Origin of the sequence: Cupriavidus sp. SHE (genome assembly GCF_000812445.1) — a bacterium.
Lineage (GTDB): Bacteria > Pseudomonadota > Gammaproteobacteria > Burkholderiales > Burkholderiaceae > Cupriavidus > Cupriavidus metallidurans.
On the sequence record NZ_JWMB01000021.1, the window covers coordinates 122239 to 139112 of the forward strand.

Here is a 16874-nt window from a genome sequence, read left to right on the forward strand (position 1 = left end):
GGCGCTTACCAGTCGTACCAGACCGGCGTGACATCGGCCGGCAGCGGGGGCAGCGCGCCGAGTTCCACACGGCCCTCGCCGGGTCCGTGGAAATCCGAACCGCGCGACGCCAGCAAGCCATAGTGGCGTGCCACGTTGGCATAGCGGCGGAACTGATCGGGCGTGTGGCTGCCAGTCACCACCTCGACGGCTCGGCCGCCAAGCTGCGTGAACTCGTCGAACAGCGCATCGTGCTGCATATCGGTGTAGTTGTAGCGACCCGGATGCGCCATCACTGGAATACCGCCAGCAGTCCGAATCCAGCCTACGGCCTCGGCCAGCGTGGCCCAGCGATGCGGCACGAAACCGGGACGCCCTTCGGAGAGATATTCGGCGAAGACATCGCCAATCGTCGCGCAACGTCCTTCGTCGACCAGCCAGCGCGCGAAGTGCGTACGGGAAATCAGGTCGGGATTGCCGACGTAGCGCAGCGCGCCATCGTAGGCGCCGGAAATGCCGACTTTCGCCAGCGCGTCACCAATATCCTGCGCCCGGCGCGCGCGGCCATCGCGCGTTTTCGCCAGGCCATCGATCAGTTCGGGATGGAAGGGGTCGATCTGCAGGCCGACGATGTGGACGGTCTGCCCGGCCCACGTCACCGATATTTCCACGCCCGGCACATATCGCATGCCAAGCGCTTCGGCGGCGCGGCGCGCCTCGATCTGTCCGCCTACCTCGTCATGGTCCGTCAGCGACCAGAACGCGACGCCACCGGCGTGCGCCCGGGTCGCCACGTCGGACGGCGACAACAGCCCGTCGGACACGGTGGAATGACAATGCAGATCGGCGTTGATGGCGTGAGCATTTTGCATGGCAACCATTCTACTCCCGGCAGGGCTTTTTAGCCCTGCCAGCAAAGGTGGCGTGCCCGGATTGCCGACGACCGCAAGGTATGATGGAACCGTTACGAAACCGATACCTTCCTCGTCCGCCATGTCCACGACACCCACCTCCGCACCAGAAACCACCCAGACCGATGTACTGATCGTCGGCGCAGGCCCGGTGGGACTGTTCGCGGCGTTTCAGGCCGGTGTGCTAGGACTGAAATGCGAGATCGTGGATGTGCTCGACCGCGCCGGCGGCCAGTGCACGGAGCTGTACCCCGAGAAGCCAATCTACGATATTCCGGCCGTCCCGGGCTGCCTCGCCCAGGACTTGGTCGACCGCCTGCTGGAACAATGCGCGCCTTTTGCGTTTCCGATGCACTTCAGCCAGCGCGCCGAATCGGTCAGCGACACCACCTGCGCAAACGGCCATCCGCGCCTGCTGGTGACCACCGATGCGGGCAAGCGCTTTGACGTGGCCGCAGTGCTGATCTGCGCCGGTGCCGGCGCCTTCGCACCGCAGCGTGTGTCGCTGCCAGAAGCGACAGCGCTGGAAAACCGTCACGTCCACTACGCCGTGCGCGATCTATCGCGCTTCGCCGGCAAGCGTGTGATCGTGGCCGGCGGCGGCGATTCGGCTCTGGATTGGGCGATGGCATTGCGCAAGACTGCGGCGCGCGTGACGCTACTGCACCGGCGCGAAGGATTCCGCGCGGCCGACCACACGGTCAATGCGATGCGTGACGCGGTGGCCGCTGGCGAGATGGATTTCGTGGTCGGCATGCTTGGCGGGCTCCAGACCAATGGCGATGGCGCACTAACCGGCGCAGTGGTGAAGTCGCGCGACGGCGAGCAGACGATCCCCGCCGACGACCTTGTCGCCCTGTATGGTCTGGTGTCCGAGCCGGGCCCGATCGCACAGTGGGACATGGATATGCGCGCGGGCCGTATCGCGGTCGATACCACGACGTATGAAAGCTCCCGCCGGGGCATCTTCGCGGCCGGCGACATCGCGTTCTATCCGAACAAGCAGAAACTGATCCTGTCGGGCTTCCACGAGGCCGCGCTGGCGCTGCGCAAGGCCTATCACTACGCATTCCCCGAGAAGTCGCTGGTGCACGTGCATACGAGCAACAACGCGGCGCTCAAGGAAAGGCTCACGCACGGGTGACGCCTCTGCCCCCTTCCGCTCGTGGAAGAGGGAGGCAACCGGCCTCAGATCAGAAAATCCTCGATCAGTCTGGCCACCACCGCCGGCTGGTCGTGATGCAGCATGTGCCCCGCATCGTCGACGATGGCTTCGCGGAAGTCGGAGAACGCCCGGAAGCGTTCCCTGAACTCCTCGATGGTCTGCTTGTGCGCGATGTGCTTGAGCGTGGCGGAATCGCGTGCCTCCACGTGCAGCACCGGCGCCGTGACCTTGGCCCAGATCGCCATGATTTCGTCGATGCGATACAGCATCGGGTTGGTCATCTTGTGAGCGGCATCGCCAAGAATTTCCCACCTGCCATCGGCATTGCGACGCGACCAGTGCGCGGCAAGGAAGGCAGCCCGGTCATCGGGCAAGCGCGGATTGGTCTTCTGCAGACGCGCCGCGACCGCTGCCTCGCTCTCGTAGGTCTTCAACTCGGGCGGGTTGCGTAGCTCGTCGAGCCAACGCGCCATGCGGCCCGGCGCCTGCTCGGGGCGTGTGCGCGTCATTCCGAACCCCTCCAGGTCCACGACGCGCCGCACACGCTCCGGACGCACGCCAGCGTAGATGCACACTACATTGGCACCCATGCTGTGCCCCACCAGATCCACCTGTCCGTCAGGCTGGTAGTGGTCGATCAGTCCCTCGAGATCGGCGACATAATCAGGAAACCAGTACGACGCGGTACCCGGATAGCGCGTCGGATGATCGGTCTCGCCGAAGCCGCGCCAGTCCATGGCGATCACGTGCCAGTCGCGCTGGAACGCATCTACCAGGAACTGGAAGGAAGCGGCCACGTCCATCCAGCCATGCAGCATGAACAGCTTGGGCGCGCCAGGCTCCCCCCATTGGCGCACGTGCGTGCGGAGCCCCCGCAGCGTGATAAATTCGGAACGCGAGGTTTCCGTGATGGTCATTGTTTCTGTCTCCGTGTCCGGGTCTTCTGGCACGCGCGGCTCAAACCCACGCGGCAGCCCGAATAAAAATAGAACGGTCGTTCGCTTGCCGGATTATAGCCATTTCGCGAGATCCGGGCGCGGCCGACAACCTGGAGACAACCGGATGACCGCCTTGCCGGCCACGCGGCGCGACGACTACCGCGCACTGCACGATTCCTTTCACTGGGACGTGCCCGAGATATTCAACCTGGCCGAAGTCTGCTGCGGCCGCTGGGCACGCGATCCAGCCACGATGCACCGCATCGCGGTCTACACAGAGCACGAGGACGGCCGACGCGCCTCGCATACCTATGCGCATATCCAGGCCGAGGCGAACCGTCTTTCGCGCGCCCTGCGCGAACTCGGCGTACAGCGTGGCGACCGCGTGGCCATCGTCATGCCTCAGCGCATCGAGACCGTGATTGCCGGCATGGCCGTCTACCAGCTCGGCGCGGTAGCCATGCCGCTGTCGATGCTGTTCGGCCCCGAGGCCCTGTCCTACCGTATCGACCACAGCGAGACCCGCGTGGCCATCGCCGACGAGACCTCGATCGACAACATGCTCGCCGCCCGCCCCGACTGCCCGACGCTGCGGACGGTCATCGGCGTGGGCGACGCCACCGGCCGCGGCGATCTGGACTGGGACACGCTGCTGGCCGCGCAGATCCCCGAGTTCACCGCCGAGCAGACCAAGGCCGAGGAAGCTGCCGTACTGATCTACACCAGCGGCACCACTGGCCCCCCGAAGGGCGCGGTCATCCCGCATCGCGCGCTGATCGGCAATCTGACCGGCTTCGTGTGTTCGCAGAACTGGTATCCGCAGGACGACGACGTATTCTGGAGCCCGGCGGACTGGGCCTGGACCGGTGGCTTGTGGGATGCACTGATGCCGGCGCTCTACTTCGGCCGTCCGATCGTCGGATATCAGGGGCGATTTTCGGCGGAGCGCGCGTTCGAACTGCTCGAACGCTACGGTGTCACCAATACGTTCCTGTTCCCGACCGCGCTCAAGCAGATGATGAAGGCCTGCCCGAACCCGTCGGACCACTACCAGCTCAAGCTGCGGGCGATCATGAGCGCCGGCGAGGCCGTCGGCGAAACGGTCTTCACCTGGTGCCGCGACGCGTTAGGCGTGATCGTCAACGAGATGTTCGGCCAGACCGAAATCAACTACATCGTCGGCAACTGCACCGCGCAGTACGACGAAAGCCGCCTTGGCTGGCCCGCGCGACCTGGGTCGATGGGACGCCCCTACCCCGGCCATCGCGTGGCCGTGATCGACGAGGACGGCCGCCCCTGCCCGCCGGGCGAGGATGGCGAAGTCGCAGTCTGCGCGACCGATATCCACGGCCATCCCGATCCGGTGTTCTTCCTGGGCTACTGGAAGAACGAAGCGGCCACCGCAGCCAAGTACTCGGAATATGACGGCCTGCGCTGGTGTCGCACCGGCGACCTCGCGCGAATCGACGCGGATGGCTACCTCTGGTACCAGGGCCGCGCGGACGACGTGTTCAAGTCATCGGGCTACCGCATCGGGCCGAGCGAGATCGAGAACTGCCTGCTCAAGCATCCGGCGGTGTCGAACTGCGCCGTGGTGCCTTCGCCGGACCCCGAGCGCGGGTCGATCGTCAAGGCGTTCATCGTGCTGACGCCGTCGGTGACGCGTTCGTTCGATAACGATGCGGCGCTGATCGCCGAGCTTCAGCAGCATGTGCGAGGCCAGCTTGCGCCGTACGAGTACCCGAAAGCGATCGAATTCATCGACCAGTTGCCGATGACCACCACCGGCAAGATCCAGCGCCGCGTGTTGCGGCTGCAGGAACAGGAGCGCGCCGCAAAGCCAGCCGGCTAGCCGGCGGAGGCCTCGAGCCAGGCCAGTTCGTCCTCGTCGAAACCGGCCGCGCGGCGAGCCTCGAGATTGAATGGGCCGCGCAGCTTCGGCGCGCGGTACTGTTCGGCAAGCCGCGCGTATGTGGAGATCGGGTCCAGCCCTCGCTGGGCGCAGAGCCAGCGGTACCAGTGATTGCCAATGGCCACGTGCCCGACTTCGTCGCGCAGGATGATGTCGATGATCTCCGCGGCCGCGGTATCGCCCACCTCGGCCAGCTTGGCACGCACTGGCGGCGAGGCGTCGAGCCCACGCGCCTCCAACGTGCGCGGCACCAGCGCCATGCGCGCCAGCACGTCGCCGGAGGTGCGATCGGTCATCTCCCAGAGCGAGTTATGTGCCGGATAGTCACCATAGGTCGCCCCGAGCGTGGCGAGATGGTCGGCCAGCAGCGTGAAATGGAGTGCCTCCTCGTCTGCCACGCGAAGCCAGTCGCGGTAGTACGCCTCCGGCATCCCGGCAAAGCGCCAGACCGCATCGAGCGCCAGATTGATCGCATTGAATTCGATATGGCACAGCGCATGGATCATCACCGCGCGGCCGGCCAGGGTGTGTAGCGAGCGCCTGCGGTCCACCTGCTGCGGGGGCACCAGTTCGGGCCGCGCCGGGCGCCCCGGGATCGCCGCCGAGGCATCGGCCACCAAAATTTCATCCACATCCGTTACCGTGCCCCCGTGCGCATGCAGATCGGCATGGAGCGCGCGCGCAGCGGCCGCCTTGGCCCTGGCGTCGGTGATACACAGCACCGCCAGCGCCCGGTGGCGCGTAGCAAGTGGCGAATCGGCGATTTCGGCGGGTGCGATGTCTGGCATAGGCGTAAAATCCGGGAAGCCGTCATTGTAGAGCCTCGCCGGTGCCACGCCGGCCCGCGGGAACCGGCTCTTTTAATCGCGACGGCCACCCCCAATTACCTACATTGCTTCAGGCAGGAGACCCCATGGCGCTTTACCAGCTCGGCGAGATCGCCCCGACCATTCACGACGATGCCTACGTGGCCGCGGAAGCCACCATTATCGGCAACGTGACGCTAAAGGCACGTGCGAGCGCCTGGCCCGGCGTCGTGATCCGTGGTGACAACGAACCGATCGTGGTGGGCGAGGATACGAACATCCAGGAAGGCTCCGTGCTGCACACCGACCCGGGCCGCCCCCTGACGCTGGGCGACAAGGTCTCGATCGGCCACCAGGCCATGCTGCACGGCTGCACGGTCGGCGAAGGCTCGCTGATCGGTATCCAGGCCGTGGTGCTGAATGGCGCCGTAATCGGCAAGGAATGCCTGGTCGGCGCCGGCGCCGTCGTGACCGAGAACAAGGTGTTTCCTGACCGCTCGCTGATCCTGGGCGCGCCCGCCAAGGTGGTGCGCGAACTGACCGATGCCGACGTGGCCAACCTCTATCGCAATGCGGAGACGTATGCGAAGCGGCAAGCCACTTACAAGACCGATTTGAAGCGTATCGGTTGATACCGATACGCCGGATTGACATTGCTTTACGTGAAAGACTGATAGAACCGTGACCGCTACATCGAATCCCGACACACTCCAGAAATTCCTGTTCGACGCTGCCCCCGTGCGCGGCGAGCTGGTCCGCATGGAGGCCACCTGGCAAGAAGTGCTAAACCGCCATGCCTATCCGGCACCGGTGCGGCGCCTGCTGGGCGAGATGATGGCGGCCGCGGCGCTGCTATCGGCCAACCTCAAGTTCAACGGCGCGCTGGTGATGCAACTGCACGGCGACGGCCCGGTGCGGATGCTCGTGGTGGAATGCCTGTCCGACCTGTCGATGCGCGCCACGGCCAAGATTGCCGAGGACGCCACGATTGCCGACGATGCCACGCTGTCGACGCTCGTCAACGTGCATGGTCATGGCCGTTTTGCCATCACGCTCGACCCGCAAGACAAGCTGCCGGGCCAGCAACCCTACCAGGGCATCGTGCCGCTTTCCGACGAAAACGGCCCGCTCGACTCGATGGCCGCGGTGCTCGAACACTACATGCAGGCGTCCGAGCAGCTCGACACCCGCCTGTGGCTTGCCTCGAATGAGCAGGTCGCCGCGGGCATGTTGCTGCAGAAGCTGCCGTCCTATGGCGGCACGATGGAAGCGCAGGTTGGCGAAACCGGTTCGCCGCTCGCCGGTGATGTGCAGGCGCAGGACCTGGATACCTGGGATCGCGCGTGCCAGTTGGGCGCCACGCTCAAGCAGGACGAACTGCTGGCCGAGTCGCCTGAGACCCTGCTGCGCCGCCTGTTCTGGGAAGAACTGCAGAATGCTGGCCTGCGCGTCTTCGAGCCAATGACGCCGCATTTCCAGTGCTCGTGCTCGCGCGCCAAGGTCGCCGGCATGTTGCAGTCGCTGGGCCAGGCCGAAATCGAAAGCATCATTGCCGAACGCGGCGACGTGGAAATCCATTGCGACTTCTGCGGCCAGCGCTACGTGTTCGACCCGGTGGATGCCGCGCAGCTCTTCACGGTACCCGTGGCAACGGGCGCAGGCGAAGGCGCGCAGCAGCAGCACTGAGCATCCGTCCACTCCCCTGCCTCATCAGGGATGAAGGGGAAAAGACCACGGGTATGTCAAAGGTTCCGGATATGCGCGGAACCACATACCCGCGCTTGCGGGTCCAATGACATTCCCGAACCCCAGTTGCCGGACGGAGGCCGACATGATCAAGACGTATCGTTCCCGCGCACTGTCCGGGCTGATCATTGCCTTGGCGGCGATGATCGCCGGCTGCGCAGCCCCCGTTCCACGCGATATGTACGGCAGCCCCGCCACCGCGCGCCTGGAGCCCGGTTCGACTCCCCCCGCCCCACTGACTGACGAAGAAAGGCAGCACCTCACAGCGCTGAACCAGCAAGTGCTGCGCGAGCAGGAGCATGTGATCGCCAGCCAGCAGCAGGCCGAAGCCTGGGCGCGGGCAGCTTACGCCTACCCGAGCACAAACTGGAGTCTGTATTACGGCGGATGGGGTGGTGGCCACTGGGGTGGCGGCGTGGGAATCAGCTCGCCCGGCTGGGGCTGGGGTGGTTACCCGTACGGCTCCCCGTACTGGTGGTGATTCAGAAGAAATAGAAACCGCGCCGCAGGAATGCGCAAACGCGACCGACCTAGCAGTCAAGGTCGCGCATCGACTTCAGAATAGTCCGAAGAAGCCGGTTAATGTCCGCCGCGTCCCGCGACGGAATTGGGCGGCGGCAGCAGCGGCGGCGTGGCGCTGACCTTCGGAGCCGGCGCCACAAACTGGACGAAGACTTCCCCGTCCTTGACCATGCCCAACTCATAGCGGGCACGCTCCTCGATGGCGCCCGTGCCATCCTGCAAATCCTTCACTTCCCCTTCCAGCTTGGCATTGCGCAGCTTGAGCGCCTGGTTGTGCACGGTCTGCTCATTGACCTGGCGATTCAGATCCCATACGCGTAGCCAGCCGCCCTTGCCCAGCCATAGCGGGTACTGGATTGCGAGCAGCAGCACGAACAACAGCAGGGAAATCAGGCGCATCAGGGCGAAAAGGCGCTAGGAAAAGGATGATTTGGCTATTTCTGCGGGACCAATGATCCACCAAGCCGCCAAAGATTGCAAAACAAAAGACGATACAAAGCGAAACAACGGCGCAACAGGCATCCGGTTGACAAAAAAAAGCGCCGCCCCAGTGCTCTGGGGCGGCGCTTTTTCTCGAACTCAGAACACTAACCGGCGATATCAGCGCAGGTTGTAGAACGTGCTCTTGCCCGGGTACGTGGCGATGTCGCCCAGGTCTTCCTCGATACGCAGCAGCTGGTTGTACTTCGAGATGCGGTCCGAGCGCGACAGCGAACCGGTCTTGATCTGGCCGGCGTTCGTGCCGACGGCGATGTCGGCGATCGTGCTGTCTTCGGTCTCACCCGAACGGTGCGAGATCACGGCGGTGTAGCCGGCGCGCTTGGCCATCTCGATAGCGGCGAACGTCTCGGTCAGCGTGCCGATCTGGTTGATCTTGATGAGGATCGAGTTGCCGATGCCCTTCTCGATGCCTTCCTTCAGGATCTTCGTGTTGGTCACGAACAGGTCGTCACCCACCAACTGGACGCGCTTGCCCAGCTTGTCGGTCAGCGTCTTCCAGCCTTCCCAGTCGCCTTCGGCCATGCCGTCCTCGATCGACACGATCGGGAACTTGTCGCACAGGTTGGCCAGGTAGTCGGCGAACTGGGTCGACGTCAGCTTCAGGCCTTCGCCTTCCAGCGAGTACACGCCTTCGGCTTCGTGGTAGAACTCGCTGGCGGCGCAGTCCAGGGCCAGCAGCACGTCCTCGCCAACCTTGTAGCCAGCCTTTTCGATAGCCTGCACGACCGTGTTCAGGCACTCCTCGTTCGACGAGAAGTTCGGGGCGAAGCCGCCCTCGTCGCCCACGGCGGTGGACATGCCCTTGTCGGACAGGATCTTCTTCAGCGCGTGGAACACTTCGGCGCCGCAACGCAGGGCTTCACGGAAGCTGGTCTGCGACACGGGCATGATCATGAATTCCTGGATGTCCAGGCTGTTGTTGGCGTGCGCGCCACCGTTGACGATGTTCATCATCGGCACCGGCATCTGCATCGCGCCCGAACCACCGAAGTAGCGGTACAGCGGCAGACCGGCTTCCTCGGCGGCTGCCTTGGCCACGGCCATCGACACGGCCAGCATGGCGTTGGCGCCCAGGCGACCCTTGTTCTCGGTGCCGTCCAGTTCGATCAGCGTGCGGTCCAGGAAAGCCTGCTCGGAGGCATCCAGGCCCATGATCGCTTCAGAGATCTCGGTATTGATGTGCTCGACAGCCTTCAGCACGCCCTTGCCCAGGTAGCGCGACTTGTCGCCATCACGCAGTTCGATGGCTTCGCGCGAACCGGTCGATGCACCCGACGGCACGGCAGCACGGCCCATCACGCCCGACTCCAGCAGCACGTCGCACTCGACGGTGGGATTGCCGCGCGAGTCGAGAACCTCGCGACCGATGATATCTACGATTGCACTCATATTTCCTCTCTGGACTGTTGAATCTGGTGAATCTTATTACCGCGCAGGATGCCCGACGAATATGTCAGATGCCTTCCACGACGATCATGTTCATCTTCGCCGCATGCTCGCGGGACTTGCGCGCCGCCAGGTATTCCTCGCTGGCGTGGAACGCGCGGGCGGCTTCGTAGCTCTGGAACTTCAGGACCACGACCCGCGTGGGGCCCCAATCACCCTCGAGCCGTTCGGTCTGGCCGCCGCGCACCAGCACTTCCGCGCCGTGCGCCTGCATGGCTTTCGTGGAAAGCACCTTGTACTGCTCGTACTGCTGGGGATCTGTCACATCGACGTACGCGATGATATAACCGGCGGCCATGCGCTATCTCCGAATCTTTTGTATTGTCTTTCGATACCGTTTCGTCAGCATTGAAGCCGGAGGTCCGGCAGCGGCACCAGAAACGGCACCGCCCGCGTCAGGCGCGGGCGGCAGTTGCCAAGGCAGGCTCAGGCGCAGGCCGGCCAGCCGAAGTTGTCTTCCAGGAAGCCGGCACGCTTGACCATGCCGTCGAGATCGCGCAGCACGGTTAGCAGTTCCTTCATGCGCGACAGCGGCACGGCGTTGGGGCCGTCCGACATCGCCTTGCTCGGATCGGGGTGGGTCTCCATAAACAGACCCGCCACGCCTGTAGCCACCGCGGCACGCGAGAGCACCGGCACGAATTCGCGCTGGCCGCCCGAGCTGGTGCCCTGGCCACCCGGCAACTGCACCGAGTGGGTGGCATCGAACACCACGGGGGCACCCGTCTCGCGCATGATCGCCAGGGAGCGCATGTCGGAGACGAGATTGTTGTAGCCGAAGGAAACGCCACGCTCGCAGGCCATGAACACGTCATCGGGCAGACCCGCCTCACGGGCGGCGTCACGCGCCTTGTCGATCACGTTTTTCATGTCATGCGGCGCCAGGAACTGGCCCTTCTTGATGTTCACCGGCTTGCCACTCTGGGCGCAGGCACGGATGAAATCAGTCTGGCGGCACAGAAAGGCCGGCGTCTGCAGCACATCCACCACGGCCGCGACGGGCTTGATCTCGTCGATCTCGTGGATGTCGGTGAGCACCGGCACGCCGATCTGACGCTTTACCGTGGCCAGGATCTCGAGACCCTTTTCCATGCCGAGGCCGCGGAACGACTTGCCCGACGACCGGTTGGCCTTGTCGAACGACGACTTGTAGATGAACGGAATGCCCAGTTCACCCGTGATCGCCTTCAGCTCGCCGGCCGTATCGAGCGCCATCTGCTCGGACTCGATCACGCACGGACCAGCGATCAGGAAAAACGGCTTGTCGAGGCCGACGTCGAATCCACACAGTTTCATGGCAGTTTCCTTCCCCACCAGCGCCTCAGGCGCCTTGGCGTTGCGCGGCGAGCGCGGCTTCCACGTAGGCCTTGAACAGCGGGTGGCCATCACGCGGCGTCGAGGTGAATTCCGGGTGGAACTGAACGCCGACGAACCACGGGTGCATCGATTCCGGCAGTTCCATCATCTCCGGCAGGTTCTCGGTCGGCGTGCGCGCCGAGATCACCATGCCAGCCTTTTCCAGCTCCGGCACGTAGTGGTTGTTGACTTCGTAGCGGTGACGATGACGCTCGTTGACTTCGGCGCCATAGATCTGCGAGGCCTTGGTGCCGGTCTTGATGGGTACCCGCTGGGCGCCCAGGCGCATCGTGCCGCCGAGGTCGGAGTCTGCCGAACGCTGTTCCACCTTGCCGTCGCGATCGACCCACTCAGTGATCAGCGCGACTACCGGGTGTTCCGTGTCGAGGTTGAATTCGGTCGAATTGGCGTCGCCCATGCTGGCAACGTGACGCGCGAATTCGATCACGGCGAGCTGCATACCCAGGCAGATGCCCAGGTACGGCACCTTGTTCTCGCGGGCATACTGGATCGCGCGGATCTTGCCTTCGGTACCGCGCTTGCCAAAACCGCCCGGCACCAGGATGGCATCCAGCGGCTTCAGCACTTCGAGGTGACCCGACTCGAGTTCTTCCGAATCGATGTACTCGATATTCACGCGCGTGGCGGTATGCATGCCGGCGTGGCGCAGCGCCTCGATCAGTGACTTGTACGACTCGGTCAGGTCGACGTACTTGCCAACCATGCCGATCGTGATCTCGTGCTCGGGGTTTTCCTGTGCCTTGACCAGCTTCTGCCACATCGACAGGTCAGCCGGCTTCGGGTCCAGACGCAGTTCCTCGCAAATCAGGCGGTCGAGGCCCTGCTCGTTGAGCATCTGCGGAATCTTGTAGATGCTGTCGGCATCCCAGACCGAGATCACGGCTTCCTGCGGGATGTTGGCGAACAGCGAAATCTTGGCGCGCTCGTCGTCCGGAATCGGGCGGTCGGCGCGGCACAGCAGCGCGGTCGGCGAAATGCCGATTTCGCGGAGCTTCTGCACCGAGTGCTGGGTCGGCTTGGTCTTGAGCTCGCCGGCGCTGGCGATGAACGGCACCAGCGTCAGGTGCACGAACGCGCAGTGATTGCGGCCCAGGCGCAGGCTCATCTGGCGCGCGGCTTCCAGGAACGGCAGCGACTCGATGTCACCCACCGTGCCGCCGATCTCCACCAGTGCCACGTCGGCCTTGCCGTCGTGCGACGCAGCAGCGCCACGCTCGACGAAAGCCTGGATTTCGTTCGTGATATGGGGAATGACCTGAACGGTCTTGCCGAGGTACTCGCCGCGGCGTTCCTTGCGGATCACCGATTCGTAGATCTGGCCAGTCGTGAAGTTGTTCGACTTCCGCATCTTGGCCGACACGAACCGCTCGTAGTGACCCAGGTCGAGGTCGGTTTCCGCGCCATCTTCGGTCACGAACACCTCGCCATGCTGGAAGGGGCTCATCGTGCCGGGATCGACGTTGATGTAGGGATCGAGCTTGAGGAGGGTGACTTTGAGGCCGCGCGACTCGAGAATAGCCGCGAGCGAAGCAGCAGCGATGCCCTTGCCGAGAGAAGAGACGACGCCACCGGTGACGAAGACGAATTTGGTCATAAACCGAGCTTGCCGGGGAAATCGGGATTATACATGAGAGCCCGATCCCCGCCGACGCCGAATTTGTGAAATCGAGGTGTCGGCCCGGCACGTAATGGCGGTCTGCGGCGCATACGTCGCACTGCACGTCTCACTGCGCGCCGTACCACAAGCCGAGCCGGCGCCGCGCGCGCCGGCCTCCCGGACTTCAGCGCCCGGACTTGCGCATTTCCTCGATCAGGTCCCGCACCATGCCGGCTGTCTCGAGGGGCCGCTCCATTGGATACAAGTGGCCGCCTTCGATATAGCGCAGCCGGTCGCCCACAAGCTTGCGGGTGGCGCCGAGCCCCGCCTGCCTTACCTCGCGCGAGCGGGTGCCGGCAACGAAGCTGACCGGGATCGGCGCGCCACGCGCGACCTTGCGGCCGAGGCTGGTCGGCAGCGTCCGGTAGATCCAGTATTCGACCTCACGATCGAAGCGCAGCTTGCGTTCGTTGGCCACACCAGTGGGCTCGGTCCCATGCTCGGCGTAGTCGCGTAGAACCTCGGGGTCCCATACCTTGAAATTGCGCTTGGACTGGAAATGACTCCAGACCGCGTCGGTATCGGGCCAATGGGTGCGCCGGTTCTTGGTCACCGCGGCGGGGCCTGGCTTCTCGTCGAGCCCAAGCATCTGGGACGCGCGCACCAGCGACGCTTTCCAGCCGGCGATGATTGGCGAATCCAGCATCACCACGCCCCGCACGCGCTGCGGCCGACGCAGCGCAGCCATCAGCGACAGGAAACCGCCCAGCGAATGGCCAACCAGCCAGACCTTGGGCGCGTCGGCACCGCTCCGCCCCGGGCGATCCAGCTCGCCAAGCAGTTCGTCGACCAGATGCGGCCACTCGCGCGTGACCGGAAACTTCGGATTGTGGCCGTAACGTTCGACGGCGCGGATGTCGAAGGTGTCGTCTAGCGCGCCGAACAGCTTGCGATAGATCGGCACCGGAAAACCGTTGGCGTGGGAAAAGAGCAGGATGTCGCGCATGGCGGCAAATCGATGGAATGGGTCGGAAAAACCTGGAATGAAAGGAATCAGCTTCGGTCGCGGCGGGCCCGTACCGGCTGGCCCCAGCGATCGGCTTCGTCGCGTGCGAGCGGGAATTCGGCCGGCTGGCTAGCATCCCATTCGGGATTGGCGATCTCGCCAAAAACCTGGCGCAGGCGCTGGCCCCAGGTGTCGCGGATCATGCGGAAGTATGCGTTCTTCTCGTCGATGCTGACGAAGCGCGTCACACGGAGCGAATCGGCCTCGTAGACCAGCAGGTCGAGCGGCAAACCGACCGAGATATTCGACTTCAGCGTGGAATCCATTGAGACCAGCGCGCACTTGGCCGCCTCGCCCAGCGGCACCGACGGCGTGATGACACGGTCGACGATCGGCTTGCCATATTTGGCCTCGCCAATCTGGAAGTAGCAGTTCTCGGGAGTGGCCTCGATGAAGTTGCCCGCCGCGTAGACATGGAACAGGCGCGTGCGCTCGCCCCGGATCTGCCCACCGAAAATCAGGTTGACGCTGAATTCGATGCCAGCCTCGCGCAACGCATGGGCATCGCGCTTGTGCACGGCGCGCACCGCCTCGCCGACGATGGTGACCGCCTCGAACATGTCGCGCGCGGTCCACAGTGAGCGCTTCTCGTCGCGCGCCTCGGCCAGGCATTGGCGCACAGACTGGCTGATCGCGAGATTGCCGGAGGTAAGCAGCACCATGACGCGGTCGCCCGGCTCCTCGAATACGGTCATCTTGCGCGCGGTGGAAATGGCATCCACACCGGCGTTGGTACGGGAATCAGACAGGAATACCAGACCGGCATCCAGCCGCATGGCTACACAGTACGTCATGGGTTCGGGTTGACAGAGGCGCGACGGCAACGCCCCATTCTAGCCGCACGGCAGGCGCAACGGCGGTGTATGAATACCGAAGGATTACTCTGCCGCCGCACTTCGAACCAACCTGGCTTCGCCATTTCAGGCCAGCGGCGTGATCTCGATGTCGACTTCCATTGTTTCCCCGGCCCCGCCTTCGAGAATGCCCCGGATTGGTGCGGCCGAGGCATAGTCACGCCCCACGGCAAGGCGGACGTGGCGCCCATCGGTGATGCAGCGATGCGTGACATCGATGCTGCACCAGAGCCCGCGGTCCGCATCCAGGCAGACGTCGGCCCAGGCATGACTGGCCAGCGAGGCTGCGGCCGCATCGTAGAAGTAGCCACTGACATAGCGGGCCGGAATACCGAGCGCGCGGCATGCCGCCACCATAACCTGTGCCTGATCCTGGCAGACCCCACTGCCCAGCCGGAAAGCCTCGACGGCGGACGTGCCGACATCGGTCGTATTGGCCCGGTACTGGACCCGCTCGGCGATGCCATCGGCCAATGCCAGCAGGGCCGGCACCTCGTGGCCAGCGGCCAGGTATGGGGCTGCGAACGCCCGCATGTCCGCAGGCGCCTGGGTCAGCGGCGTGCCCGATAGAAAATAGAGCGGCGACACACGCGACTCACCAGCTTCGGGCAGATCCTGGAAAGCGCCATGACCACCCTCCCCGGCCTCGGCGCCCGCCTGGCCCGTTGGGGCTGGATCGATCCTGACCTCGACCTCGCCGGTAGCGACGATCGCAATCGTACGGGCGGGGCCGGCCATGGTGAAGTTGTGGACGATATTGCCGAAACCGTCACGCGCTTCGGACAAGTTACCCGGCGCGGAAAGCGTCCAGTACTGCACGGACTGCAGTGGGCCACTGCGGGGCGCCAGACGCAGCTCATGCACGCTGCGGCGCACCGGCTCGGTGTATCGATAGATGGTCTTATGGTGGATCTTGTATTTCACGGGTATATCTCGCGCCACATGCATGCCGGCCCCAGTCGGGGATACCGCACACCCGGCGCGTGGCGCCGGGGGGTTCCTGCAACGGTCAGGCAGCTAGCAGCGGCACGAGGAAATCCCGGCTGATGCCATTGCCGAGGTCGCCGATGCGCTCCAGGAAGCTGGTCAGGTAGGCATGCAGGCCGACGGCGAAAATGTCGTCGATGCGCGCGTACTTTAGGTCTGCGTGAAGTTTACCAGCCTGCCTTTCGGTCTCCGCCGACTGCTGGTTCGACACCAGCGCCAGAATCGCGACCACTTCGTCCATGCTGGAAACCAGCGAACGTGGCATGTCGGGCCGCAGGACCAGCAGTTCCGCCACGCGCTGCGGCGTGATCACGGCACGGTAGATCTTGCGATAGACCTCGAAGCCGGAGACCGACCGCAACACGGCCGCCCAGTGATAGAAATCGTTCTGCTCGCGGTTCGGATCGCTGTCGTCGCGGCCCGAGGCCTGGAACTTGACGTCGAGAATCCGCGCGGTGTTGTCGGCCCGCTCCAGGAAGGTGCCAAGCCGCATAAAGTGGAACGCGTCGTCCTTGAGCATGGTGCCGAACTGGACGCCACGGGCCAGATGCGAGCGGAACTTGACCCACTCGAAGAAGCGCGATGGATCCTCATGCAGCTCGCCATCGGCGATCATGCGCTGGACGTCGAGCCAGGTGGTGTTGATGGTCTCCCAGACCTCGGTCGTCAGCGATCCACGCACCGCACGCGCATTCTCGCGTGCCGCACGCAGGCAGCTCATGATCGACGAGACATTGGTCATGTCGCGCACCATGAAGTCGATCACGTCGTCACGGTGCAGCAGGCCGTACTTGTGGTCGTAGGCCTCGGTCAATTCGGAGATATCGAGCATCGCCCACCAACCCTGCTCGGCCACTTCGGCCGATTGCGGCAGCAGCGAAGTCTGGTAGTTGACGTCGAGCATGCGCGCGGTGTTCTCCGCGCGTTCGGTATAGCGGGCCATCCAGAACAGGTGGTCGGCGGTACGGCTCAGCATGGTGAAATCTCCCGGCAAACAGCGTCTGTGGACTTAGAAGCCGTTGCAGATTGAGGCGAAGCGGTTCTGGCTAGGTTGAAGCAGTACGGCA

Annotated in this window: 17 protein-coding genes; 5 read left to right on the forward strand and 12 right to left on the reverse strand. The window is 64.2% G+C overall.

Translation table 11 applies throughout. From position 1 onward, the window contains the following. Positions 1-5: 5 nt before the first annotated feature. Positions 6-851: a 3',5'-nucleoside bisphosphate phosphatase gene (locus RN01_RS11540; protein ID WP_080672716.1), complete on the reverse strand. Its 846-nt coding sequence runs from the start codon at positions 849-851 to the stop codon at positions 6-8. A gap of 121 nt (positions 852-972) precedes the next feature. Here RN01_RS11540 and RN01_RS11545 point away from each other — a divergent pair, with 121 nt between their 5' ends. Continuing rightward, positions 973-2034, forward strand: a complete 1062-nt coding sequence (locus RN01_RS11545; protein ID WP_024569167.1) for an NAD(P)/FAD-dependent oxidoreductase — start codon at positions 973-975, stop codon at positions 2032-2034. A 44-nt stretch (positions 2035-2078) separates the two neighbouring features. Here the strand turns inward: RN01_RS11545 and RN01_RS11550 are convergent, their stop codons facing one another. After that, entirely contained in the window at positions 2079-2972 is an 894-nt protein-coding gene (locus tag RN01_RS11550) for an alpha/beta fold hydrolase (RefSeq protein ID WP_017514102.1), read from the reverse strand. A 145-nt stretch (positions 2973-3117) separates the two neighbouring features. Here RN01_RS11550 and RN01_RS11555 point away from each other — a divergent pair, with 145 nt between their 5' ends. Then, the gene (locus RN01_RS11555) at positions 3118-4845 is read left to right on the forward strand and encodes an acyl-CoA synthetase (RefSeq protein ID WP_017514103.1); all 1728 of its coding nucleotides are present in this window, start codon (positions 3118-3120) and stop codon (positions 4843-4845) included. On the opposite strand, the gene RN01_RS11560 is transcribed toward RN01_RS11555, so the two are convergent. Continuing rightward, positions 4842-5693: a ferritin-like domain-containing protein gene (locus RN01_RS11560; RefSeq protein ID WP_017514104.1), complete on the reverse strand. Its 852-nt coding sequence runs from the start codon at positions 5691-5693 to the stop codon at positions 4842-4844. The genes RN01_RS11555 and RN01_RS11560 overlap by 4 nt on opposite strands. Positions 5694-5818: 125 nt before the next feature. Here RN01_RS11560 and RN01_RS11565 point away from each other — a divergent pair, with 125 nt between their 5' ends. The 3 genes from RN01_RS11565 to RN01_RS11575 all read left to right on the forward strand — a co-directional run bounded on the left by RN01_RS11565 (position 5819) and on the right by RN01_RS11575 (position 7938). Then, the gene (locus tag RN01_RS11565) at positions 5819-6343 is read left to right on the forward strand and encodes a gamma carbonic anhydrase family protein (RefSeq protein ID WP_008650087.1); all 525 of its coding nucleotides are present in this window, start codon (positions 5819-5821) and stop codon (positions 6341-6343) included. Between the two features lie 49 nt (positions 6344-6392). After that, positions 6393-7397 (forward strand): Hsp33 family molecular chaperone HslO, encoded by a 1005-nt coding sequence (locus tag RN01_RS11570; protein WP_017514105.1) that lies wholly within the window; start codon positions 6393-6395, stop codon positions 7395-7397. Between the two features lie 145 nt (positions 7398-7542). Further along, positions 7543-7938 carry a hypothetical protein gene (locus tag RN01_RS11575; RefSeq protein ID WP_024569166.1) on the forward strand — a complete coding sequence of 132 codons (396 nt, stop codon included), beginning with the start codon at positions 7543-7545 and terminating at the stop codon, positions 7936-7938. A gap of 98 nt (positions 7939-8036) precedes the next feature. Here the strand turns inward: RN01_RS11575 and ftsB are convergent, their stop codons facing one another. From ftsB to RN01_RS11620, 9 genes are all read right to left on the reverse strand, one after another. Further along, entirely contained in the window at positions 8037-8378 is a 342-nt protein-coding gene (gene ftsB, locus RN01_RS11580; RefSeq protein ID WP_024569165.1) for a cell division protein FtsB, read from the reverse strand. A 201-nt stretch (positions 8379-8579) separates the two neighbouring features. Further along, positions 8580-9869: a phosphopyruvate hydratase gene (eno, locus tag RN01_RS11585; RefSeq protein WP_017515042.1), complete on the reverse strand. Its 1290-nt coding sequence runs from the start codon at positions 9867-9869 to the stop codon at positions 8580-8582. Positions 9870-9933: 64 nt separating this feature from the next. Further along, on the reverse strand, positions 9934-10224 hold the full coding sequence (locus tag RN01_RS11590) for a DUF1330 domain-containing protein (RefSeq protein WP_008650103.1): 291 nt from the start codon (positions 10222-10224) through the stop codon (positions 9934-9936). Positions 10225-10352: 128 nt separating this feature from the next. Then, complete coding sequence (gene kdsA / locus RN01_RS11595) at positions 10353-11222, reverse strand: 3-deoxy-8-phosphooctulonate synthase (protein WP_011515845.1); 870 nt, start codon at positions 11220-11222, stop codon at positions 10353-10355. A gap of 25 nt (positions 11223-11247) precedes the next feature. Continuing rightward, the gene (locus RN01_RS11600) at positions 11248-12897 is read right to left on the reverse strand and encodes a CTP synthase (RefSeq protein WP_024569164.1); all 1650 of its coding nucleotides are present in this window, start codon (positions 12895-12897) and stop codon (positions 11248-11250) included. Between the two features lie 187 nt (positions 12898-13084). Further along, positions 13085-13906 (reverse strand): alpha/beta hydrolase, encoded by an 822-nt coding sequence (locus RN01_RS11605; RefSeq protein ID WP_024569163.1) that lies wholly within the window; start codon positions 13904-13906, stop codon positions 13085-13087. Positions 13907-13953: 47 nt separating this feature from the next. Beyond that, positions 13954-14760: a hypothetical protein gene (locus tag RN01_RS11610; protein WP_062794212.1), complete on the reverse strand. Its 807-nt coding sequence runs from the start codon at positions 14758-14760 to the stop codon at positions 13954-13956. A gap of 126 nt (positions 14761-14886) precedes the next feature. After that, positions 14887-15744 (reverse strand): transglutaminase family protein, encoded by an 858-nt coding sequence (locus RN01_RS11615; RefSeq protein ID WP_017514887.1) that lies wholly within the window; start codon positions 15742-15744, stop codon positions 14887-14889. An 85-nt stretch (positions 15745-15829) separates the two neighbouring features. Next, entirely contained in the window at positions 15830-16783 is a 954-nt protein-coding gene (locus tag RN01_RS11620) for an alpha-E domain-containing protein (protein ID WP_011515840.1), read from the reverse strand. Positions 16784-16874: the final 91 nt, after the last annotated feature.